Below are 20,732 nucleotides of genomic sequence, written 5' to 3'. Positions count from 1 at the left end.
TAGCGCGCTGGCGGCGTCGGGCGGGGCTCCCCGGGTGGTGCACGGGGAGCCCCGCCCGTTCGCCGGACCTTGGGACGGGTGCCCCGGCCCCCTCCGGGCGGGATCCCCGGGTACGGCGAAGGACCCGCCACGCGGCATCGCGGGCGGGTCCTCGTCCGTTCACACCGTGGCCTTCCACAGGCGGCGGCAGGCGAGCACGGCCGCCGTGAGCAGCAGTCCGTTGCGTACGACCATGAGGGCGCAGCCGAGTGTGCTGCCCGCGACGACGTCGTCGTAGAGCAGCGGGTACGCGAGGGCGCTGACCCCCGCCGCCGGGACCATCAGCAGGGCGGTCGCGCGCTGGGTGGTGTGCCGGGAGGTGAGGCAGACGGCGGCGAGCCCGAGCAGCCAGACCAGGTACTGGGGGCTGATGACCCGGCTGGTGACGGTGAAGAGGAGCACGGCGGCGAACGCGGCGTCGAAGGGCGTGGCCGGATTCCAGCGGCGGGCCCGCACCCGCCACAGCAGCAGCCAGCCCAGCGCGGCCACGGTCAGTGCCAGCGAGAGCCCCGCCACGGTGGAGACATACGGTCCGGCGAACTCGAAGGCCCCGTACTGGAAGCGGACTTCGCCGCTCCAGCCCGCTTTCCGGGCCAGCTGGAGCACGGTCCCGCCGAGCGATTCGATCTGGACGCCCCGCGCGCCCTGCTGCCGCAGAAAGCCGAGGGTGTTGCTGAAGCCGAGCACCAGCACGGTGAGCAGGGCGGCGGCGGACGCGGCGGCGGAGAGCCAGACGGCCCGTGTCGTACGGCCCCGGGGGGTGCCCAGCACGGTGAGCAGCGGCCAGACCTTGATCATCGCGCCGAGCCCGGCGAGCGCGCCGCCCAGCCGCGGCCGGTCGCGCATCGCGAGCAGCGCGAGCACCGCGACGGCGGTGACGGGCACGTCGTACCGGGCCAGGGGCAGATTCAGCAGCAGCGGCAGGGCGCAGACCCACAGCCACGCCCCGCCCGCACCCGCGCGGGCGAGGGCGGCGGTGACGGCCGCGTCGGCGACGAGGACGAGCGCCACGAACGCCTGGAAGTAGGTCAGCCAGGGCAGCGCGCCGGGGGAGAGGAAGACGAGCGCGGCCCCGGGCGGGTACTGCCAGGTGACATCGTCCAGGGGGAAGGCGCCGCGGACGAGCTGCTCGTACCAGCCCCGGTAGAGGGTGTGCACCTCGCCCGCGACACCGCTGTCCCCCAGGCGGTCGACGACCAGCAGGGCCAGCATGCCGACGCGTGTGACCGTCCAGACGGCGGCCAGGGCCAGGCTGTGCCGCGGATGCGGACGGGGGGCCTCCAGCCGTGGGGAGGGCCTTGGGGACAGGCGGTGGGTGGGCGGCAGCGGGGCGATCCGGTGGGACGTCATCGCCCGGTACTTTAGTCCGCTTTAGGTCCGTTTCGGGTGAATGTCGCAGTACCTCATCTTGTCCTATTTCTTTCCCTTGGTGAACGCCTCGTAGGCGGCCACGACCTCCTTCGCCGGGCCGTCCATCCGCAGCGTTCCGGCCTCCAGCCACAGCGCGCGCTCACAGGTCTCCGTGATGGTGCTGTTGCTGTGGCTGACCAGGAAGACCGTGCCCGCCTCCTTGCGCAGCTCGGTGATCCGCGCCTGGCTGCGCCGCCGGAACTTGGCGTCACCCGTCGCCAGCGCCTCGTCGATGAGCAGGACGTCATGGCTCTTGGCCGCGGCGATCGCGAACCGCAGCCGGGCGCCCATGCCCGAGGAGTACGTCCGCATCGGCAGGGAGATGAAGTCGCCCTTGTCGTTGATGCCCGAGAACTCGACGATGCTGTCGTAGCGCTCGTGGATCTGCTCGCGGGACATCCCCATCGCGAGGCCGCCGAGGATGACGTTGCGCTCGCCGGTCAGATCGCTCATCAGGGCGGCGTTCACCCCCAGCAGGGAGGGCTGGCCCTGGGTGTAGACCCGGCCCTCGGACGCGGGCAGCAGCCCCGCGATCGCCTTGAGCAGGGTGGACTTCCCGGAGCCGTTCGAGCCGATCAGCCCGATGGCCTCGCCCTTGTACGCGGTGAAGCTGACGCCCTTCACGGCGTGCACCTCGCGCACACCCGGGGTGAGCCCGCCGGCCTTGCGGGCCTTGCGCGACTTCAGCGAGAGCATCCGGCTGAGCGCGGCGGTGGCGCTGCCCCGGCCGCCGCGGCCGCCGTTCACCCGGTACTTGATATGGACGTCGTCCACGACGACGGTCGGGATCCTGTCCTCGATGATGTCGGTGATCTCGGGGTTCTCAGCCACGTCCGTACCGCTCCTCCGCCTTCCAGAAGTACACGAATCCGCCCACCCCGAAGAGCACGGCCCAGCCGAGGGCGAGGGCCCACACATGCGGCGGCAGCTGCGCCGAGGTGTAGCTGTCGATGAGGGCGAAGCGCATCAGGTCGATAGAGACCGCCGCGGGGTTGCACTGGAGTGCCAGCATCGCCCATTGCGGCAGGTCGTGGTTCTTGAGCACCACGGGAATGCTCCACATCACGCCCGAGGTGTACATCCAGGTCCGCAGCAGGAACGGCATCAGCTGGGCGATGTCCGGTGTACGCGCGGCCCACCGGGCCATCGCCATCGACAGGCCCGTGTTGAAGACGGACTGCAGCAGCAGCGCCGGGACCGCGAGCAGCCAGGAAACGCTGGGAAACTGTCCGAAAATCGCCAGGATCACCGTCAGCGCGCCGAGCGAGAACAGCAGCTGCTGGAACTGCTGGAGTGCCAGCGCGATCGGCAGCGAGGCGCGCGGGAAGTGGAGCGCCCGGACCAGTCCCAGATTGCCGGAGATCGCGCGGGTGCCGTTCATGATCGAGTTGGCGGTGAACGTCCAGATGAAGACCCCGGTGACGAGAAACGGCACGAAGTCCGGGACATTCCGGCTGGTGCCGAGCAGGATCCCGAAGATGAGGTAGTAGACCGCCGCGTTCAGCAGAGGGGTCATCAGCTGCCAGAGCTGGCCCAGCTTCGCCTGGCTGTACTGGGCGGTCAGCCGGGCGGTGGCGAACGCCGTGATGAAGTGGCGCCGCGCCCACAGCTGCCCGGTGTACGCGCGCAGGGAAGGCCGTGCGCCGCTGACGCTGAGCCCGTGCCGGGCGGCGAGCGCGCCGGGGCTCTCCACGGGGCGGCCCGGCCCGGCCAGGGGCGGGGAGATCGTCTGGCTGCTCAATCTGGTCGGTCGCTTTCGCGGAGGCGGTGGGGGGACACGACGGGACGGGTCCGTTTCGTCGCTACGGCGACACTAGGGTGTTTTCACGTCGCAACGCAACCGTTTCGTCGTCATGGGTATGCTCCTCCGCATGACCACGGACCCGCGCACCCCACGACGTGCCCCCGCGGGAGCGGCAGTGCTCCGGGAGGACGTGACCGAGGCGATCCGCGCCGCCGTCTTCGAGGAGCTGGCCTCGGTCGGCTTCGCGCGGATGTCGATCGAGGGGATCGCCCGGCGGGCGGGTGTCGGCAAGACGGCGGTCTACCGGCGCTGGAAGTCGAAGCTCTCCCTCGTCCTCGACCTGGTCTCCGCCTTCGCCGCGCAGGGCCTGCCGGCGCCGGCGACCGGCTCCCTGTACGGGGACGTGCGGGCGTTGCTGGAGGTCGCCTCCCACGCGCTGCGCCACCCCGTGGCCTCCCAGGTGATCCCCGATCTCCTGGTCGAGTCCGTACGCAACCCCGAGATCGCGGACGCGATCAAGTCGGCGCTGCTGGACAGCCAGCAGGGGATGGCGGCCCATATCGTCCGCGACGCGATCGCCCGGGGGGAGCTTCCCCCCTCGACGGACCCGTACCGGCTGCTCGACGTGGCGGTCGGCCCGCTCTACTGGCATCTGGTGGTGGTCCGGGCGGATCTTCCGAAGGGCTATCTGGACGATCTGACACGGGGAGCGGTGGCGGCGCTGCGGGCCTGAGAAGGAGCCCGTGCCCCGGGCGCGCTCACGGGCCCGGGGCGCGGCCCGCCTGCGTCGGGCAACCGGGGCCGGTCCGGGCCCCGGGCGGGTCGCGGTGACCTTCCCGGCACGCCGGACCCACCACGGCGGCCCGGAGCCGGAGCCGCCCGCACCGAGCCGCTCGTACGGAGTCACCCGTACGGACCGCTCGGTTATGGGCCGCCCGCACTGAGCGGGCCGTAACCAGGCCGTCCTTAAGCGAGCGGTCCGTAAGCGAGCGGCCCGTGACCGGGCCCGAGGTGACCGGGCCGCCACCGGACGCCGCCCCACCGCTCCCGTGACGTCCCTACTTCACCGCTCCCGCCATCACCCCCGACACGAACTGCTTCTGGAACGCGAAGAACACGGCCAGCGGAATCACCATCGAGACGAACGCGCCCGGCGCCAGGACGTCGATGTTGTTGCCGAACTGGCGGACCTGCCGCTGCAGGGCCACCGTGATCGGCGCGCTCTCCGAGTCCGCGAAGATCAGGGCCACCAGCATGTCGTTCCAGACCCACAGGAACTGGAAGATGCCGAGCGAGGCGATCGCCGGACCGCCCAGCGGCATGACCACCCGCGTGAAGAGCCGCAGCTCGCCCGCGCCGTCCAGCCGCGCCGCCTCCAGCAGCTCGCGCGGGATCTCCGCGAAGAAGTTCCGCAGCAGGAAGATCGCGAACGGCAGTCCGAACGCGACATGGAAGAGGATCACACCGATCGTGGTCTCGAAGATCCCGATCTGCCCGAACAGCTTCGACACCGGCACCAGCGCCACCTGGACCGGCACCACCAGCAGCCCCACGACCAGCATGAACCACCAGTCACGGCCGGGGAAGTCCATCCAGGCGAAGGCGTATCCCGCGAGCGCGCCGATGATCACCACCAGCAGGGTCGCCGGCACGGTGATGAGCACGCTGGAGACGAGGGAGTCGGTGACCGCCTCGTTCTCCAGCAGCCGCTCGTAGTTGTCGGTGGTGATCTGCGCGGGCGTGGTGAAGACCTTCCACCACCCGCTCGCGGCGATGTCGGACGCTCCCCGGAGCGAGGAGACCAGCAGTCCGAAGGTCGGCATCAGCCAGAACAGGCCCACCAGGACGAGGAACACCCGCAGCGCGCCCCCGCCCGTCCGCGCCGCGATCCGCGCCGGGAGGGACTGCTTCGCCTTCACCACACCGTCCGTCGTGGTCATCGGCGACTCTCCCTTCGCATACGCCGGATGTTGAAGAACATCACCGGGATCACCAGCAACAGCAGCAGTACGGCGATCGCGCTGCCGATTCCCGGATGGGAGTCCGTGCCGAAGGAGGACCGGTACAACTGGAGGGCCAGCACATTCGCGTCGTCCTGTGCCGACCCGGGCGCGATGATGTAGACGAGGTCGAAGATCTTCAGGACGTTGATCATCAGGGTGACCAGCACCACCGCCAGTACCGGGGCGAGCAGCGGCACCGTCACCTTCCGGAAGACCTGCCATTCGCTCGCGCCGTCCACCCGCGCCGCCTCCAGGAGTTCGCGCGGCACGCTCGCCAGCCCCGCCGCGATGAGCACCATCGCGAAGCCCGCCCACATCCAGACGTAACTGCCGATGATCGCCGGGGTGACGAGCGAGGGGCCGAGCCAGTTGACGCCGTTGTACGGCTCCTTGAAGTTGGCGGCGGGCAGCCGCAGCAGGGCACCCTCGGCGGAGGCGGGCAGGGTGAAGACGCCGTCCGCCCCGGCCCGCGCCTCGGCCACGACCTTCCCGTCCTTCACGGCTTCCACGGTGAGGCCCTTCAGCCCCAGCTCCCTGGTGTCGATGCTGTTGGGCTTTCCGCCGCCTCCCCGGGTGAAGTCGAGCCACGCGGTGCCGGTGATCCTTCCGTCGCCCGGCTCCGCCGCCTTCGCGGGCCGCGCGTCGGACGGCATCTTCGCGGGCGGAACGCCCACCAGCGGCAGTGGGACGGGCGTCCCCGCGGTGACCGGCTCCTTGGTGATGTACGAGCCGCCCCCGCCCGGCTCCAGGGGATGCACCGGCAGCGGCCGGGCCCTCGGGAACCCGGCCGACTCGGCGAAGGTGTCGTGTACACCCACCCAGACGGCGTTCGCGACGCCCCGCTCCGGGTTCTGCTCGTACACCAGCCGGAAGATGATGCCCGCGGCGAGCATCGAGATCGCCATCGGCATGAAGACGACCAGCTTGAACGCCGTTCCCCAGCGCACCCGTTCGGTCAGCACGGCGAAGATCAGCCCGAGGGCGGTGGAGACGGTCGGCGCGACCACCACCCAGACCGCGTTGTTCTTCACGGCGGTGAAGATCGCGTCGTCGGTGAAGATCTCCGTGTAGTTGTCGACGCCGGCGAACGAGCCGCCGGCCTGGTCGAAGAAGGAGCGGTAGACCGAGTACCCGATCGGGTAGACCACGAGCGCGCCCAGCAGCACCAGCGCGGGCAGCAGGAAGCCGGCCGCGATGACTTTACGTGTGCCTGTCACGCTCTTGCGTTTGCCCGCGGGGGGACCCGGCACGGCCGGACCCCCCGCCTTCACGGCGGTGGTCATGCGCCGTCAGCTCTTGTACGCCTTGGCGGCGTCCGCTTCCAGCTTCGCCTGGGTCCCCGCGATGTCCTTCGGGTTCTTCAGGAAGTCCTGGAGCGTCTTCCAGAAGCCCTTGCCGGGCGTACCGCCGAAGGACTGCGGCATCTGGTCCGACATGTCGAAGCGGAAGTCGTCGCCCGCGTCGATCAGGGCCTTCGCGATGTCGCGCTGGACGTCGTTGGGGTACGCGGAGAGATCGAGCCCCTTGTTCGGGGAGACGAACCCGCCCGCCGCCGCCTGGATCCGCGCCGCGTCGGGCGAGGCCAGGAAGGTCAGCAGCGCCTGCGCGCCCTTGCTGTCCTTGAGCGCGACGGCCGCGTCCCCTCCCGTCACCACCGGAGGCTCGGCGCCCACCGCGGGGAAGGGGAAGACCTTCGCGTCCGTACCGACTTTCGCCTTGGTCTGCGCGATGTTGACACCCACGAAGTCACCCTCGAAGACCATCGCGCCCTTGGGGTCGGCGCCGCCGGTGAAGGTCTGGGTCACCGACACCGGGAACTCCGTCTGGAGCGCGCCGTCCGCGCCGCCCGCGATCAGCTCCGGCTTGCCGAACAACTCGGCGAGGGAGGTCAGCGCCTGTGTCACGGAGGCGTCGGTCCACTTCAGCTTGTGCTGGGCGAGCTGGTCGTACTTCTCCGGGCCCGCCTGGGAGAGATAGATGTTCTCGAACCAGTCGGTGAGGGTCCAGCCGTCGGCGCCCGCGACGGACACGGGGGTGACACCCGAGGCGGAGATCGTCTCGGCGGTGGCGAGGAACTCCTTCCAGGTCTTCGGCTCCGTCGCCCCCGCGTTCTCGAAGACCGCGTTGTTGTACCAGATCAGCGACTTGTTGGCGGCCTTGTAGTAGACGCCGTACTGCTCGCCGCCCACCTGGCCGATCTTCTGCCAGCCCGCCGAGTAGTTCTTCGCCAGCTCCGCCTTGGCCTCCGTGCCGACGGGTTTGGCCCATTTACGCTCCACGGCCTGCCGGATGGCGCCCGGCTGGGGGAGCAGCGCCACATCGGGCGGAGACCCGCCCGCGATCTTCGTACCGAGGAAGTTGACGATCGGGTCCTGCGCGGGGACGAAGGTGACCGACGCCCCGGTGCGCTTCTCGAACTCGTCGAGGACCTTGACGAAGTTCTTCTGCTCGTCCCCGCTCCATACCGCGGCGACTTCGATTTTCTCCCCGTTGAGCCTGGGGAGCTCGACACTCGCGGCGGGTTCGCCGCTCCCACCCGTCTTCGGACCCTCGTCGCCGTCTTCGCCGCACCCGGCGACCGTGAGCGCCGCGACGACGGCGAATGCTACTGCGACCTTGCTCGTGCGAAGAGTTGCGCGCATTCCTGCCCCGTTCTCTTCCTTGGCTCCGACGCGTTGCCCGACAGGTGTACGCCCGGGTGGAAGGGGCCGCAATCCACGGCGTGCGGTGATGGCTCTTTCGTGATCCCTCTGTGACGTGATGTCCTGTCAAACCGGGTGCGCGGCGGCTCGAACCCGGTGCCCCCGGCGGCCGGTTGCGGAGCCCGGGCCCGGGACCGTCAGGGGTGCCCGGGGGCCAGCGGAGGCAGCGGTACGGCGTCGACCGACCGCGCGGCCCGCTCCAGCGCACTGGCCAGCAGCGCCAGATCGGTGGGGCCGTTGCCCAGTTCGCGCACCGGCCGGCGGGCGGGCGGATCGCCCATGCGCTCCCACTCCAGCGGCACCACGGTCGGGCGCAGGGTGGCCGTGCGGGGTATCCGCCCGGTGACCCGGCCGCCCTGGAACGGCGTCGTCCGGCCGTCGGGACGGATCAGCCCCCCACGCCCCGGAAGCGGATCCTCAGGCCCGGCCGGGACGGGCGGCGCGTCCAGGACCACCCGCAGCCGGGAGCCGCGCGCCAGCTCCGTGTCCGCCGTGCGCTCCGGGCGCGCGGAGGCCGCCACCAGATGCACTCCGAGGCGCTCCCCGTCCCGCGCCACGGCCTCCAGCGCCCGTACGACCGAACCCGCCGCCGGCCGGCCGGTGCTGCCGAGCGCGGGTGCCACCAGCGCGTCGAAGTCGTCCACCAGGACCACGAGCCGGGGCAGCGGCTCCGGGACGATCGCCGTCCTCGTACGGGATCCCGGGCGCAGCCGGAGGGTCCCGCTCGGCGGGGAGTCGAGATCGCCGCGCGACGACGGGCCGCCGCCCGGGCCCTGCTCCGCCGCGCTCACCAGGCGGGGGGCCACCATCCGCTCCGCGACCTCACGGCTGGTGTGCCACTGGGCGAAGCCCATCCGGCCCAGCAGCTCGGCGCGCCGCTTCAGCTCCGCGCCGAGGGCCTGCGCGAACTCCCGCATCCGCACCGGGTCGCTCGCCACCAGATGGTCGGTGACATGCGGCAGCTCCGTACAGACCGCGAGCCCCTCGCCGCGCTCGCCGCCCGCGCCGTCGACCAGCAGCAGCCCCAGCCGGTCGGGGCGGCCGACGGCCGCGAGGGAGGCGGCGACCGAGCGGAGCAGTTCCGTACGGCCGCTGCCGGGCGGGCCCTCGATCAGAAGGTGGGGGGCGTCCGAGGCCAGATCGACCGCGAGCGGCGCGCCCGGACCCGCACCGAGGACGACCAGGCCGGAGGCGGACCGGTCCGGCTCGGCCGCCGCCGCCCAGCGAGCCATCAGGGAGGCGGGGGTGGCCCGGGCGAGTCCCAGTTCGTCCAGCAGCCGGGCGGACCGGGGCAGCGGCGCCGCGCGGCCGGGGCCCGCGGGACCTGCGGGGCCGCCCTCGGTCCGCAGGGGCGCCAGCGCCCGTGCGAACCGCTCGGCCCAGGCCGCCGACACCGCGTCCACGGCCGCCAGCGCGCCATGACCGGCGGGCAGCCCTCCCGCGGTGCGCAGCACCCGCAGCGCGGTCGCCACATCACCGCTCAGCATGCCGACCGCCCCGCACTCGCGGAAGGCGAGCGAGACGGCGCAGGCGGTCTCGTAGGTCGCCGCGACGGGGGACAGGGGTGAGGCCGAGGAGGTCTCGGCCAGGGCTATCAGATGGATCCCGGCCGCCCAGCCCGCGCTCGCGAGCCGGGCCGTCGTCTCGCGCAGCGCGGCCGAACCGGGGTCGCCGTCGACGACGACCACCGTGCGGGGGCCGTCGTACCGCCCGGCGGCGTCGGACAGGGCGGCGCGGTCCGCGCTCGGCCAGCCGGGGCCGAGCGGGCCGTCGTCCAGTCTGCGGGTCAGCTCGGCCGCGCGGGCGGCGGCCTGCTCGCGGTCGTACGCCAGCAGCAGCCGGCAGTCCTGGCCGTGGCCGGGCCGCAGATGCGGAAGCCAGCCCAGCCAGGACCACTCGGCCCTGCGCTCGTCGAGGCCACGGGCCCGGTCCGTGCTGATCAGCACGATCTCCAGATCGGTGGGGGAGTGCAGGGCGGCGAGCTGGGCCAGGGCCCAGCGGGCGACCCCGGCCAGCCGTGCCCGGGGCCCGGCGAGACCCAGCGAACCGGCTTCCCGCAGTCCCACGGTCACCGGCACGGACGGCAGCCCGTCCCGGTCGGCGGTGCCCAGCCGGAGCACCAGCGACTCGGGATGCGCGGGGCCGCGCTCCCAGAGGCGGCGGCCGGGACCGAGCGCGGTGAGCAGGACGGCGGCGGGATCCGGCCAGCTCTCGACCGGCGGCGGGGCGGGCGCCTCGGCCCGCGGCTCCGGCACGGCGGCGGGCTGCTCCACGGGCTCCTCACGGTCACCCTTGAACCGGCGGGCCCAGGCGCCTATGCCCCTTCTGCGGGTGCCGTCGCGCCCGCTCCGGCGGCTGTGCGCCCCGGGAATCCCCGGGTTTCCGGGGTCACCGGGAATCTCCGCGCCCGTGTCGCGCCCGTCGGCCGCCCGGGCGTGCGTGGTCTCCGAGGGATCGCCGCCGCCGGTCGATCCCGTCCCGCCACGGCTGTACGGCCCGAAGTCCCGGCCGGGCCCGTGGGGTGCGGGGGCGCGGCCGGGATCGTACGCCGGGCCCGCCCGGCCCGGCTCGTACGCCGAGAAGGACCCTTCCCCTTCGTACGGCGAAGGCCCGCGGCCCGGCTGGTACGGCGAGGGGTCCGGGCCGGGCTCGTACGGCGAGGGGGATCCGGCGGGCTCGTACGGCGAAGGGGATCGTTCCTCTTCGTACGGCGAGGGCTCCCTGGCCGGGGCGTACTGCGTGGGCACGCGGCCGGGACCGGGCCGGGCGGCGGGAACATCGCCCGGCGCACCCGCGGGCACGCCAGGCCCGGACGCACCGGCCATGGCGCCACCGGGCGGCGGTCCGCCCGGCACCTGGCCGCCGCCGTGCGCCGGCCCGCCACCCTGTCCCGGGAGCCCGTCCCGCGTCGGCGCACTCCCCGAAACGACCGGGGCACTCCCCGGGGCGGAGGCGGCGCCCGGCCCGGGCGCGGCGGCGTCCCGTCCCCGGGCTCCCGCAGCCGGTGAGGCGTCCGGCGCGGCGGACCCGGTCCTCGGGACCCGGAGGTGACCCTCGCCGTCGGGGGCGGTGGCCAGCCGGGGCGGGTGTTCGCCCGGGGTGATGCGGAGCGTCGATTCCCCGAGACGCAGCAGCGCCCCCCGGGGAAGGCCTACCGGGCGGGAGCCCACGGCCCGGCCGTCCAGCGCGGTGCCGTTCGTCGAGCCCAGATCGGCGACCGTGATCCTGCCGTCCTCCGCGACCGTGACCGCGCAGTGCGCACGGGAGACGTCGGGGTCGTCCAGCGGCACATCGGCGTCGGCGGAGCGGCCGATGCTGATCCGTCCGCCGTGCAGCAGATGGACCCCGCCCGCGTCCGGGCCCGCGACGACATGGAGCTGGGCCGACGCGTCCGCGCCGGACGGATCGTCCTCGGCGGCGAAGTCGCCGGGCACCTGGAGCGAGAGCACCGCGCCGTCCACCAGCGGCGGCTCGCCCAGGGTGCGGCGCTGGGCGTCCAGCCGTTCGCGGCCCGCGTACAGCACGACCGCGCCGGAGGTGTCCGGGCCCGCGACGGCCGCCGCCAGGGCCGATGCCACGGCGGCCAGCGCCGTCCCCGCGGGCGCGGTGACCAGCACATCGCACGCGCGCCCCGCGAAGGCCGGTCCCCCGGGGCCCTGCCCCGCCGGCGCGGGCTGCCCGCCGCGCGGCGCGAGAACGGTCAGCCGGATCTGCATCGCCGTCAGCAATCCCTTCTGCACCCGGTGCCCGGCGGGAGAGCCGCAATGTGCCCCCACCCGGCAGGTCGGCACGAACACAGGGCTCCCACCCCGTTACTCCGTGCTGGAGGCATCCTCGCACCTGCCGCTGACAACACGCCCGGCGACCGCCGATAAATGATCTTGAATGGTCCGCTCCGGGCGGAAAAGTGCCTGGTTGGGTCGTGATCCGTAAGCGATGTGTTGTGTACGGCACGCCAGTTCGGCAACCTTCGGCACGGCGCCCGCGTCTTCCTCCCGGAACACCACGGGCCCGCCGCCCCGGGACACACCGGTGGAGGGGCGGCCTCCGGGGTGCCTGTGGACAACCCGCCGGCACATCGTTCGACGGCACTAAAGTGGGTCGGACACTCCGGCCGGGATCACGGCGGCCAGGACCACGCAAGGACCACGATCAGCAGGGAGCGCATGACGTGCGGCCTGTAGGCAGCAAGTACCTCCTCGAGGAGCCCCTCGGCCGCGGAGCCACGGGCACCGTCTGGCGTGCCCGGCAGCGGGAGACCGCCGGTGCCGAGGCGGCCGTGCCGGGGCAGCCGGGCGAGACCGTCGCGATCAAGGTCCTCAAGGAGGAGCTGGCGAACGACGCGGACGTGGTGATGCGCTTTCTGCGCGAGCGCTCCGTCCTGCTCCGGCTGACCCATCCGAACATCGTCCGGACCCGGGACCTCGTCGTCGAGGGCGACCTTCTCGCCCTCGTCATGGATCTGGTCGACGGCCCCGACCTCCACCGCTATCTCCGGGAGAGCGGGCGGTTCACCCCGGTCGCCGCGTCCCTGCTCACCGCGCAGATCGCGGACGCGCTCGCCTCCAGCCACGCGGACGGCGTCGTCCACCGCGACCTCAAGCCGGCGAACGTCCTGCTGAAGACCGACGCCGACGGCCAGATGCACCCGATGCTGACCGACTTCGGCATCGCGCGCCTCGCGGACTCCCCGGGCCTGACGCGTACACACGAATTCGTCGGCACTCCCTCGTACATCGCCCCCGAGTCCGCCGAGGGCCGCCCCCAGACCTCCGCGGTCGACGTCTACGGCGCCGGCATCCTGCTGTACGAGCTGGTCACCGGCCGTCCGCCCTTCGCCGGGGGCACCGCGCTCGAAGTGCTCCACCGCCACCTCAGCGAGGAGCCCCGCCGCCCCACCACCGTGCCCGAGCCCCTGTGGACGGTCATAGAGCGCTGTCTGCGCAAGGAGCCCGGCGAGCGCCCGAGCGCCGAGAACCTCGCCCGGGCGCTGCGCACCGTCGCCGCCGGCATCGGGGTGCACTCCTCGTCCGCCCAGGTCGACGCGGCGCTCGGGGTCGGCGCGCTGCTCGCTCCCGACCCCTCGCCGGCCCCCGTACCCGAGACCCCCGGCGCGGCCGACCCCACCCAGGTCCTGCCGAGCAACGCGGGCTCCTTCGATCCGAACGCGGCGACGAGCGTGCTGCCGCACACCGGCGGCCCCTCCGGCGGCGCCGACCCCACCGCGGTCCTGCCGCCCGTGCCCCCGCGCCCGGACGGCAGTCCCGGCGGGCCCCGGCCCGAGGACCCGCACCCCTGGCAGTCCCAGCTGCGGGCCGCCCGTGACCGCAACGAGCAGACGCAGGTGCAGTACCTGGACCCGAGCCAGGACCCGCTGCGCCGCCGTCCGCAGCGCCAGCCCCAGCGGCCCCCGCAGCAGCCGCCGGGTGCCCAGCAGCCGTACGCGCCCCCGCAGCCGGCCCCGCCGGGGCCCCAGCAGCGCCGTCAGCCCCAGCGCCAGCAGTACGCGCCCCAGGCCCAGCCCCAGCCGTATGCGCCTCCGCAGCCGCCGGCGCCCCAGCAGCCCCAGCAGCCCCAGCCGCCCGCTCCGCGTCAGCCCCGGCCGCCGCGGCAGCGCAGCTCCAGCCCGATGCGCATTCCCGGCCTCGGCTGCCTCAAGGGCTGTCTGGTCTCGGTGGTCATGCTCATCGTGGCGGGCTGGCTGATCTGGGAACTCACGCCGCTCCAGGACTGGGTCGCCCAGGGCAAGGGGTACTGGGACGCCATCGGCGACGGCATCTCGACGGTCTCGAACTGGATCTCGGACCTCGGCGGCTCGGACCCCTCCACGAGCGAACCCACCACGCCGCCCGTCGGCCAGTGACCGTCCGGCGCCCGGGTGCCGGACGCGCCGGTGCCGGACGCGCCCGGGCCGAAGGCGCCCCGCGCCCGGGCCGAAGGCGCCCCGCGCCCGGGCCCGACGCACCCCGAGCCGTGGCACCGCGAGCCGGACGCACTCCGCCCCGGACCAACCCGCCCCCGGACGCCCCGCCCGCCGCCTCCGGTTCCCCGCGCCGCCCGCGCCACCGGGAAGCGGAAGCGGTGCGACCGGTGGCATCGGCCCGCACCTCGGCCGCTGAGTAGCTTTGTCGACTTCCGCGGGCCGATTTCCCAGGAGTTTCGCCCGCGGAAGTGACGGTTGGCGCCATCCGGGGCACACAGGCCCGGGACAGCCGCGTACTTTATGGGCAACGCCAGCCGCTGAGGGAGCAGTCTTGGCACGGAATATCGGCAGCCGGTACACGGCCCATCAGATCCTCGGGCGGGGAAGCGCCGGCACGGTGTGGGCCGGCGAGGGACCCGACGGGCCCGTCGCCATCAAGCTGTTGCGCGAGGACCTCGCGTCCGACCAGGAGCTGGTCGGGCGTTTTGTCCAGGAACGCACCGCCCTGCTCGGACTCGACCACCCCCGGGTCGTCGGCGTCCGCGATCTTGTCGTAGACGGAAACGATCTCGCACTCGTCATGGACCTGATCCGGGGCACCGATCTGCGCACCCGCCTCGACCGCGAGCGCAGGCTCGCCCCCGAGGCAGCGGTCGCGATCACCGCCGATGTCGCCGACGCCCTCGCGGCCGCCCACGCCGCCGGGGTCGTCCACCGCGACGTCAAGCCGGAGAACATCCTGCTCGACATGGAGGGCCCGCTCGGCCCCGCGGGCTCCCACCCGGCACTCCTGACCGACTTCGGCGTCGCCAAGCTCATCGACACCCCGCGCCGCACCAGATCGACGAAGATCATCGGTACACCGGACTACCTCGCCCCCGAGATCGTCGAGGGCCTGCCGCCCCGGGCGGCCGTCGACATCTACGCCCTCGCCACCGTCCTCTACGAGCTCCTCGCCGGCTTCACCCCCTTCGGCGGCGGCCACCCCGGAGCCGTACTGCGCCGCCATGTGACCGAGACCGTCGTCCCGCTCCCCGGCATCCCCGAGGAGCTGTGGCAGCTGATCGTCCAGTGCCTGGCCAAGGCCCCCGCCTCCCGGCTGCGCGCTTCCGAGCTGGGCGCGCGCCTGCGCGAGCTGCTGCCGCTGCTGGCGGGCATGCCCCCGCTGGAGGTCGACGAACCGGACACCGAGCCCGCCCCGGAGCCGTACGAGGAGGCCGAGCCCGCACCCGTCGGCGAGGTCCGCCGCCGCGGCGCGGTCCCTCTCGTCCCCGGCGCGGCTCCCGCCGACTCCAACCGTGACACCCACACCTCGATGCGCGTCCCGGCCCCCGACGAACTCGCGGGCGGCGCCCACGGCACGGCCCGCGCGCCCCGCGCCCCCGGCCAGCCCCGCCCCGGCTCGGCGCGCAACCGGCCGGCGAGATCCACCGGGCCCGGCGGCCCGGGACGGGCGTCCGTCAGGCTCCGCAGGATCATCGCCGCCCTCGTCGCCGCCGTGATCATCGGGGCCGGAGGCTGGCTGGCCGTGTCCGACGGTGATCGCCCGTCTCCGCCGGACGACCCCGGCCGGTCGTCCCCCTCAGGGCCGTAGCGGCCCCCGGAAGCCCGTATTCCAGGCCCGGGGGCCGGTGAGCGCGGCCCCCGGAACCCTGGCGGGCCGCAGTGCCGCGCCCAGCCGTTACGCTGGACCCGTGGCATTCGACGATGTATCCGATGAGCTGAAGTCCCTCTCCTCGACCATGGAGTCGATCGAGGCCGTCCTGGACCTCGACAGGATGAGGGCCGACATCGCCGTGCTCGAAGAGCAGGCCGCGGCGCCCTCCCTCTGGGACGACCCGGAGGCGGCGCAGAAGATCACCAGCAAGCTGTCCCACCTCCAGGCCGAGCTGCGCAAGGTCGAGGCGCTCCGGTCCCGTATCGACGACCTCGGAGTGCTCTTCGAGCTCGCCGAGTCCGAGGACGACGCCGACACCCTCGCCGAGGCCGAGACCGAGCTGGCGGACGTCCGCAAGGCCGTCGACGAGATGGAAGTACGCACCCTTCTGTCCGGTGAGTACGACGAGCGCGAGGCCCTGGTCAACATCCGGGCCGAGGCGGGCGGCGTCGACGCCTCCGACTTCGCCGAGCGCCTCCAGCGCATGTATCTGCGCTGGGCCGAGCGCCACGGCTACGCCTCCGAGGTCTACGAGACGTCGTACGCGGAGGAGGCCGGCATCAAGTCGACCACCTTCGTCGTCAAGGCGCCGTACGCCTACGGCACCCTCTCCGTCGAGCAGGGCACCCACCGCCTCGTGCGTATCTCGCCCTTCGACAACCAGGGCCGCCGCCAGACCTCCTTCGCGGGTGTCGAGGTGCTCCCGGTCGTCGAACAGAGCGATCACGTCGTGATTGACGAGGCCGAGCTGCGCGTCGATGTCTACCGGGCGTCGGGCCCCGGTGGACAGGGTGTCAACACCACCGACTCCGCGGTCCGTATCACCCATCTCCCCACCGGCATCGTCGTCTCCTGCCAGAACGAGCGCTCCCAGATCCAGAACAAGGCGAGCGCGATGAACGTTCTCCAGGCGAAGCTGCTGGAGCGCCGCCGCCAGGAGGAGCAGGCCAAGATGGACGCCCTCAAGGGCGACGGCGGCAATTCCTGGGGCAATCAGATGCGTTCCTATGTCCTCCACCCGTACCAAATGGTCAAGGACCTGCGGACGGAATTCGAGGTCGGAAATCCGCAGTCGGTGCTCGACGGCGAGATCGACGGCTTCCTGGAGGCGGGGATCCGCTGGCGTAAGCGCCAGGAGAAGTAATCCCGTTATGGGGGTGAAAAAGGGGCCGGATCGCCGAATGGCGTTCGGCCCCTTTCCGTCGCACCCGAACCACCGCGCATCCCGCTGATTCCAGGGGTCCCGGCCTCTATCACCGATGGGCACACCTGTCGCACGGCGATGTCCCAGGGGCCGGAACAGCTATGACGGGAACCGCTTTTCCCTACTGCTCGGACACCCTTTGACGTGCCCATGTGGTGACGCTCACCATTCCCTCACTCGGAGCGTGTGCTCTCTTCTCGTTGGGGGTGGCGGTGTCGGTACGCGGCAGGATTCCATGGCGCAGAAGAACCATCACGGCGGTCTTGACAGGTGCTCTGCTGGGGGTGGGAATGCCCACGGCGATGGCCGCTCCCGCCCAGGCCGGACCCGCCCAGGCCGGACCCGCCCAGGCCGGACCCGCCCAGGCCGGACCCGCCCAGGCCGGACCCGCCCAGGCCGGACCCGCCCAGGCCGCTCCGAAGGCGGCCGGTGAGGAGCGGCGGGCACTGGAGCGGGCCGCGGAGACCGGTGAGCGGGTGGAGGTCGTCGGCGCCCGGACCGAGTTCGAGACGACGTACGCGAATCCGGACGGGGTGTCGTTCCGGCTGGAGCAGTCGGTCGTTCCGGTCCGGGTGAGGAACCGTGCCGGTGACTGGGCGGCGCCCGATCCGACGCTGGAGCGGCGGTCGGACGGCACGGTCGGCCCGAAGACGGCGGCGGTCGGTGGACCTCGTGCGCACCGGCAACATCTCCACGTCCACCTCCTGGTCCAGCCGTCCCATCCATCTGGACCTCATGGTCGACCGCCATGTCTCCGCGGGCAGAGGCTCGCTCTGCGCCCCGGACTCCCCGGACGCCCCGATCGAGTTCAACGACAACCCGGCCGAGTCGAACGAGAACCTGACGGCGACGGTACGGAGTTTCGCGGCGGGCGAATTCGACCACCCGACCTTGATGATCAAGGCCAATGACGAGGGCGACACCAGCGCCTGCCGAAACCGAAGCCGTCGAAGCCGAGCCCAAGCCCAAGCCGAGGCCCGTACCTTCGCCGTCCCCGAATCCCCCGCCCGTACCTCCGCCCGGTTGGACACCCGGAAAAGGCGGCGGGTCAACCGGTGGCGGCTCCGTCTCCCCGCGCAAGATCGTCATGGCCCCCTACAACTGGAAGAATCTCCTCAACGGCTCGAACGTGATGGCCGCCACGTACGCCGGGACCCTTTCCGACAACTGTGAGCGCGGAGCCAAGCAGTACATCTGCTACGGCGGCTCACCCGCGTTCGATCAGCCGATAACGGTGGGGGACGTGCTCTTCTTGCCGTACAGCAAGCAGCAGTTGACGCGTAACCTCAAGGAGGAGGCGGACACGCGCCGTTCTATCGAAAGGGTCGCGGGACCCACGGTGGCCAAGAAATACGGGCCGGATCTGCTGAGACACGAAGTGGTGCACAGCAAGCAGTGGGCGAGGTACTCGAATGCCGGAGCGTATATCGCCGCCTACACGGCCGAGTCGGTCAGATCCCCATCACAGTCGGGTGTCGTCGCCGCGGCGAACAGGTTCGAGGAGGAGGCGAACCTGTGGTGGGGCGGATATCTGAGATGGGGTCCCGCACGCGCGGATTGAAGCGCCCGGGCCAAGGGGAGGGTTGCGATGCGGCGAGCCGTCCGGGCTGACGTCGGGTGCCGCGTGGCTCACGGCAGCGGCGGTCCTGGGGGCGGGATGCACTCTGGCCCCGGAGCCGATCATCGCCCGTCGAGCGCGGCGAGGGCGGGAGCGTGCGTCTCCTGCTCGCGAAGCGCCCGGGCTACACGGCCCAGTCCTTCAGCGTGTTCGCCGATGTGGAGGAGGGGGAACTGAAGGACTGGTCCGCCCGCAATCCCGACCGGGTGGCCACCCCGCGTGAGATGGAGCTCTTCCAGGTCCCTGCGGGCTGGGAGGCTTCTGCGATCGCCCTCACCGCCCAGTCCGACGGCGTGCCCTACGTCGCCGATGTCGACGGTGGCCTGGGAGGGAAGGGTCTCGACGCCCGGGTGCCCTTCACCCTCGCCGATGTGGGGGACCTGAAGCCCGGACAGGTCCTGATCTCCGCGGGCGGCGAGAAGAACAAGGCCGTCGACCGCGACGACTTCCTGGGTGACATTCCGCCGGAGTGCGACTGAGCCCTCCGCCGGCAGCGGGGAGATGCCGGGCCTTTCACGGGCCCTGCATCCTCTGCGTCCAGGGCACGCGATGGCCTTTTGCCGTGCCGTGGCCACGGCGAACGGAAGAGATCCGAAGGGCCTGTCCCGGATTCCGGTTCTCTGTAGGGGAGCTGACGGCCCGTGGTGGAATCGGGCACCCGCGATCGGCGGAAAGGCCGTCACTTCCGAATGGTGCGGTCCGGATGGCACACATCGGGGCCGGCGGGTAATCCTGTGGGCGGGCTTGGATCGACGGGGTATCAACTCGCTTTGTCGACAAGGTGGCCGAGGGGGCGCGGTGGTCGCTCCTTGTTAGGTCACAGTTGCATTCCCGCAGGTCAGACCAACCTGTCCTATACCGGACAACGCACGCGCAACGCGCTTGACGCGTCTTCGGAAACTGGGAAGGGTGGCGTGCGGCATGCGTGTCTGCGGGGTGTCCGTGAGCCGGGGGGAAGAGTCCAACTCCCCTGTGGCCACCGCCTCCAGACCCGGCTCAATCGACAGAAGGCTACTGGGGGTAGCAGTTAGATGACCAAAAAGACGCGGATGCGTGTGGCGCGAGTCGCCGCCGGTGTGGTGATCGCCGCCGGTGCGTCGCTGACCGCTGCGGGTGCGGCCTCGGCTATCAACGTGGGTCCCCTGACCGTTGACAGCGATGTCCTGAACGACGAGAACCCCACCAACGGTGGCGCCGGTGACCCGGGAGGCGGCGTCGACGAGGGCCAGCAGGCCGGTCAGCAGGAAGGCCAGCAAGAAGGCCAGCAGGCGGGACAGCAGGGACAGCAGGAAGGTCAGCAGCAGGGACAGCAGGCCGGTCAGCAGCAGGGCCAGCAGGCCGGCCAGCAGCAAGGTCAGCAGGCGGGTCAGCAGCAGGGGCAGCAGGCGGGACAGCAGGCCGGTCAGCAGGCGGGACAGCAGCAGGGCCAGCAGCAGGGCCAGCAGGCGGGACAGCAGCAGGGACAGCAGGCGGGACAGCAGCAGGGCCAGCAGGCGGGACAGCAGCAGGGACAGCAGGCCGGTCAGCAGCAGGGCCAGCAGGCGGGACAGCAGCAGGGCCAGCAGGCCGGTCAGCAGGCCGGTCAGCAGCAAGGCCAGCAGCAGGGCGGCAGCGACGCCGGCGGCACCGACAACGGTGACAGCGCCACCAGCGGAAGTGCCACCGGCAGCGCCGGCGGCAGTGGCAACGGTGGCAGTGGCAACGGTGGCGGTGGCGACAACACCGACACCAACAACGCCGGCTCGCAGCCCGTCGAGCAGGGCAAGGCCACGGAGGAACTCGCCGAGACCGGCGCCATGGAGACCACGTTCCTCGTGATCGGCGCCGCGACCATGATCGCCGGTGGTATCGGCTTCCGGATGCTCCCGCGCCTCGTGGGCGGCAACCGCACCGCCGTCTGAGTGACGCGGTGTGACCGGCCGTAGCGGCCGGTCGGCGGAACCGACGTGAAGAAGGGCCCGGGGTGCGGCACAGCACCCCGGGCCCTTCTTCCTTGTCCGCGGTTTGTCTACGGCATGTGTGGCATACCCATGGACCGGGTTACGCGGGACGCAGCGTCGCCAGCACCGCCACCGCTCCTATCAACAGGACCAGCAGCGTCAACAGCGCCACCGGGCTGAGGCCCCCGAACGGGCCCTCTTGCTGGAGCCGCTCGCGGTGGGCACGGCACACCTGGCAGCGGCCCTCGGAGACCGGGGCCGCGCAGTTGGCGCACACCAATCGGTCGTAGGTCATGCGCTCTCCTCCTCCCGCGCGCCGGAGCCGCGGGCGCGGACCGTCAGCACAGTTCTCTCCAGACAACGCCCGAAGAAACGCGCCTGTTCCCCTACCACTGTGCCAGCTCCGGCGCTTTTCGGCGCGGCCCGCCGGATCACGCCCGTTCCGGTACGTCACAAATCAGGTGACAAACGGCGCATCCCCGACCGGTGACT

At 72.2% G+C, this 20,732-nt stretch carries 16 protein-coding genes and 1 pseudogene; 8 read left to right on the top strand and 9 right to left on the bottom strand.

Translation table 11 applies throughout. The annotated features are described in order from the left end of the window. Positions 1-159: 159 nt before the first annotated feature. The 3 genes from ACFYT4_RS18150 to ACFYT4_RS18140 form a co-directional block, all read right to left on the bottom strand. Entirely contained in the window at positions 160-1,389 is a 1,230-nt protein-coding gene (locus ACFYT4_RS18150) for a glycosyltransferase 87 family protein (protein WP_389269518.1), read from the bottom strand. Positions 1,390-1,452: 63 nt separating this feature from the next. Then, positions 1,453-2,253 (bottom strand): ABC transporter ATP-binding protein, encoded by an 801-nt coding sequence (locus tag ACFYT4_RS18145; RefSeq protein WP_389269572.1) that lies wholly within the window; start codon positions 2,251-2,253, stop codon positions 1,453-1,455. 19 nt (positions 2,254-2,272) lie between these two features. Next, positions 2,273-3,190, bottom strand: coding sequence for an ABC transporter permease (locus tag ACFYT4_RS18140; protein ID WP_389269516.1), 918 nt, complete (start codon positions 3,188-3,190; stop codon positions 2,273-2,275). Positions 3,191-3,320: 130 nt separating this feature from the next. Between ACFYT4_RS18140 and ACFYT4_RS18135 the strand changes: the two genes are divergently transcribed. Further along, the gene (locus ACFYT4_RS18135) at positions 3,321-3,926 is read left to right on the top strand and encodes a TetR/AcrR family transcriptional regulator (RefSeq protein WP_389269515.1); all 606 of its coding nucleotides are present in this window, start codon (positions 3,321-3,323) and stop codon (positions 3,924-3,926) included. 325 nt (positions 3,927-4,251) lie between these two features. Here ACFYT4_RS18135 and ACFYT4_RS18130 read toward each other — a convergent pair whose 3' ends face one another. The 4 genes from ACFYT4_RS18130 to ACFYT4_RS18115 form a co-directional block, all read right to left on the bottom strand. After that, positions 4,252-5,133: a carbohydrate ABC transporter permease gene (locus ACFYT4_RS18130; RefSeq protein WP_389269513.1), complete on the bottom strand. Its 882-nt coding sequence runs from the start codon at positions 5,131-5,133 to the stop codon at positions 4,252-4,254. Further along, positions 5,130-6,479 carry a carbohydrate ABC transporter permease gene (locus ACFYT4_RS18125; protein ID WP_389269511.1) on the bottom strand — a complete coding sequence of 450 codons (1,350 nt, stop codon included), beginning with the start codon at positions 6,477-6,479 and terminating at the stop codon, positions 5,130-5,132. Before ACFYT4_RS18125 ends, ACFYT4_RS18130 begins: the two co-directional genes overlap by 4 nt. A 6-nt stretch (positions 6,480-6,485) precedes the next feature. Further along, the gene (locus ACFYT4_RS18120; RefSeq protein ID WP_389269509.1) at positions 6,486-7,838 is read right to left on the bottom strand and encodes an ABC transporter substrate-binding protein; all 1,353 of its coding nucleotides are present in this window, start codon (positions 7,836-7,838) and stop codon (positions 6,486-6,488) included. 197 nt (positions 7,839-8,035) lie between these two features. Then, a complete protein-coding gene (locus ACFYT4_RS18115) occupies positions 8,036-11,614 on the bottom strand; it encodes an FtsK/SpoIIIE domain-containing protein (RefSeq protein ID WP_389269507.1) in 3,579 nt (1,192 codons plus the stop codon). A 455-nt stretch (positions 11,615-12,069) separates the two neighbouring features. On the opposite strand from ACFYT4_RS18115, the gene ACFYT4_RS18110 reads away from it, so the two are divergent. From ACFYT4_RS18110 to prfB, 3 genes are all read left to right on the top strand, one after another. Then, a complete protein-coding gene (locus tag ACFYT4_RS18110; RefSeq protein WP_389269506.1) occupies positions 12,070-13,761 on the top strand; it encodes a protein kinase in 1,692 nt (563 codons plus the stop codon). Between the two features lie 391 nt (positions 13,762-14,152). Next, positions 14,153-15,415 carry a protein kinase gene (locus ACFYT4_RS18105; RefSeq protein WP_389269505.1) on the top strand — a complete coding sequence of 421 codons (1,263 nt, stop codon included), beginning with the start codon at positions 14,153-14,155 and terminating at the stop codon, positions 15,413-15,415. 100 nt (positions 15,416-15,515) lie between these two features. After that, positions 15,516-16,622, top strand: coding sequence for a peptide chain release factor 2 (gene prfB, locus ACFYT4_RS18100; RefSeq protein ID WP_389269504.1), 1,107 nt, complete (start codon positions 15,516-15,518; stop codon positions 16,620-16,622). Between the two features lie 181 nt (positions 16,623-16,803). Here prfB and ACFYT4_RS18095 read toward each other — a convergent pair whose 3' ends face one another. After that, complete coding sequence (locus ACFYT4_RS18095) at positions 16,804-17,319, bottom strand: hypothetical protein (RefSeq protein ID WP_389269578.1); 516 nt, start codon at positions 17,317-17,319, stop codon at positions 16,804-16,806. A 20-nt stretch (positions 17,320-17,339) separates the two neighbouring features. Between ACFYT4_RS18095 and ACFYT4_RS18090 the strand changes: the two are divergent. The 4 genes and pseudogenes from ACFYT4_RS18090 to ACFYT4_RS18075 all read left to right on the top strand — a co-directional run. Continuing rightward, positions 17,340-17,613, top strand: a pseudogene (locus ACFYT4_RS18090) (hypothetical protein); the annotation flags it as partial. Positions 17,614-17,769: 156 nt separating this feature from the next. Then, positions 17,770-18,243, top strand: coding sequence for a hypothetical protein (locus ACFYT4_RS18085; protein ID WP_389269576.1), 474 nt, complete (start codon positions 17,770-17,772; stop codon positions 18,241-18,243). Between the two features lie 152 nt (positions 18,244-18,395). Next, positions 18,396-18,779, top strand: coding sequence for a hypothetical protein (locus ACFYT4_RS18080; protein ID WP_389269503.1), 384 nt, complete (start codon positions 18,396-18,398; stop codon positions 18,777-18,779). Positions 18,780-19,331: 552 nt separating this feature from the next. Further along, positions 19,332-20,201, top strand: a complete 870-nt coding sequence (locus tag ACFYT4_RS18075; RefSeq protein WP_389269502.1) for a hypothetical protein — start codon at positions 19,332-19,334, stop codon at positions 20,199-20,201. Positions 20,202-20,340: 139 nt separating this feature from the next. Here ACFYT4_RS18075 and ACFYT4_RS18070 read toward each other — a convergent pair whose 3' ends face one another. Beyond that, positions 20,341-20,535 (bottom strand): hypothetical protein, encoded by a 195-nt coding sequence (locus tag ACFYT4_RS18070; protein WP_389269501.1) that lies wholly within the window; start codon positions 20,533-20,535, stop codon positions 20,341-20,343. Positions 20,536-20,732: the final 197 nt, after the last annotated feature.

The organism is Streptomyces sp. NPDC004609 (genome assembly GCF_042873655.1).
Taxonomy (GTDB): domain Bacteria; phylum Actinomycetota; class Actinomycetes; order Streptomycetales; family Streptomycetaceae; genus Streptomyces.
This window is presented reverse-complemented; position numbering and strand designations above follow the sequence as displayed.

Bases quoted from the DNA above. Each gene is read 5' to 3' on its own strand.
- ACFYT4_RS18150 (WP_389269518.1), bottom strand. From the start codon at position 1,389: ATGACGTCCCACCGGATCGCCCCGCTGCCGCCCACCCACCGCCTGTCC.
- ACFYT4_RS18135 (WP_389269515.1), top strand. From the start codon at position 3,321: ATGACCACGGACCCGCGCACCCCACGACGTGCCCCCGCGGGAGCGGCA.
- ACFYT4_RS18130 (WP_389269513.1), bottom strand. From the start codon at position 5,133: ATGACCACGACGGACGGTGTGGTGAAGGCGAAGCAGTCCCTCCCGGCG.
- ACFYT4_RS18125 (WP_389269511.1), bottom strand. From the start codon at position 6,479: ATGACCACCGCCGTGAAGGCGGGGGGTCCGGCCGTGCCGGGTCCCCCC.
- ACFYT4_RS18120 (WP_389269509.1), bottom strand. From the start codon at position 7,838: ATGCGCGCAACTCTTCGCACGAGCAAGGTCGCAGTAGCATTCGCCGTC.
- ACFYT4_RS18115 (WP_389269507.1), bottom strand. From the start codon at position 11,614: ATGCAGATCCGGCTGACCGTTCTCGCGCCGCGCGGCGGGCAGCCCGCG.
- ACFYT4_RS18085 (WP_389269576.1), top strand. From the start codon at position 17,770: ATGGCCCCCTACAACTGGAAGAATCTCCTCAACGGCTCGAACGTGATG.
- ACFYT4_RS18075 (WP_389269502.1), top strand. From the start codon at position 19,332: ATGACCAAAAAGACGCGGATGCGTGTGGCGCGAGTCGCCGCCGGTGTG.
- ACFYT4_RS18070 (WP_389269501.1), bottom strand. From the start codon at position 20,535: ATGACCTACGACCGATTGGTGTGCGCCAACTGCGCGGCCCCGGTCTCC.